The organism is Actinacidiphila epipremni (assembly GCF_012034175.1).
Lineage (GTDB): Bacteria > Actinomycetota > Actinomycetes > Streptomycetales > Streptomycetaceae > Actinacidiphila > Actinacidiphila epipremni.
On record NZ_JAATEJ010000075.1, the window covers coordinates 1 to 800 of the forward strand.

An 800-nucleotide genomic window follows, 5' to 3' on the forward strand; every position below is an offset into this window, starting at 1 on the left:
TGCGCCGGCCACCTCATCCAGGCCGCCGTGGCCCACCACCGGTCCACCGGCGGCAAGGAACTCCTGGACGTGGCGGTGCGGTTCGCCGACCAGATCGACGCCACCTTCGGCCCGGGCAAGCCCATCGACGGCTTCGACGGCCACCCCGAGGTGGAGACCGCCCTGGTCGAGCTGTACCGCGAGACCGGCGAGCGGCGCTACCTGGACCTGGCCGCCTACTTCGTCGACCGGCACGGGCACGGGGTGCTCGGCGGCGAGGCGTACTGCCAGGACCGGGTCCCCTTGCGGGAGCAGTCCGACGTCGAGGGCCACGCGGTGCGCCAGCTCTACCTGCTGGCCGCGGCGGCGGACCTGGCCGCCGAGACGGGGGACGGTGAACTCCTGTCGTCCTGCGAGCGGTTGTGGACGGCGATGGTGGCCGGCAAGACGCACATCACCGGCGGCCTGGGCGCCCACCACGACGAGGAGGACTTCGGCGACCCCTTCGAGCTGCCGAACGAGCGCGCCTACTGCGAGACCTGCGCGGCCGTGGCCTCGATCCACTGGAGCTGGCGGATGGCGCTGCTCACCGGCGAGGCCCGCTACAGCGACCTGGTCGAGCGCACGCTCTTCAACGGCTTCCTGGCCGGCGTCTCGCTGGACGGCGAGCGGTGGCTGTACGTCAACCCGCTCCAGGTGCGCGACGGGCACACCGACACCGGCGGCGACCAGTCCGCGCGCCGCACCCGCTGGTTCCGCTGCGCCTGCTGCCCGCCCAACGTCATGCGGCTGCTGGCCGGCCTGGAGCACTACATCGCCTC

At 73.0% G+C, this 800-nt stretch carries 1 protein-coding gene; it reads left to right on the plus strand.

Features of this window, described 5'->3' with window-relative positions; genetic code table 11:
• Window positions 1–800: glycoside hydrolase family 127 protein (locus tag HCN08_RS34490; protein ID WP_206319602.1), on the plus strand; the 800-nt coding region annotated here is incomplete at both ends.